Annotated in this window: 1 protein-coding gene; it reads left to right on the top strand. The window is 34.8% G+C overall.

Translation table 11 applies throughout. The features are described 5' to 3' along the window. Nucleotides 1–29: 29 nt before the first annotated feature. Nucleotides 30–279 (top strand): OB-fold nucleic acid binding domain-containing protein (locus tag P8629_RS11705; RefSeq protein ID WP_278166302.1); only part of this gene is annotated, 250 nt, incomplete at its 3' end.

Below are 279 nucleotides of genomic sequence, written 5' to 3'. Positions count from 1 at the left end.
CTGACAAAAATAGAAGGAGCTAAGAGCAAATGAGAACTATAGAGACATTAAAACCAGGAGACTCAGTAGATCATTACTTTTTGATTCATCGAGCGACTCAAGGTGTTACAGCTCAAGGTAAACCATATATGACACTTTATCTTAAAGATAAAAGTGGTGATATAGAAGCAAAAGTATGGACGGTAACAAATGAGGATATTCAATTACTCGTACCTGAAACGATTATTCGTGTGAAAGGTGACATTATTGATTATCGCGGAAGAAAACAAATGAAAGTTA

The organism is Hydrogenovibrio sp. 3SP14C1 (genome assembly GCF_029625905.1).
In the GTDB taxonomy this organism is placed as follows: Bacteria; Pseudomonadota; Gammaproteobacteria; order Thiomicrospirales; family Thiomicrospiraceae; genus Hydrogenovibrio.
This window is presented reverse-complemented; position numbering and strand designations above follow the sequence as displayed.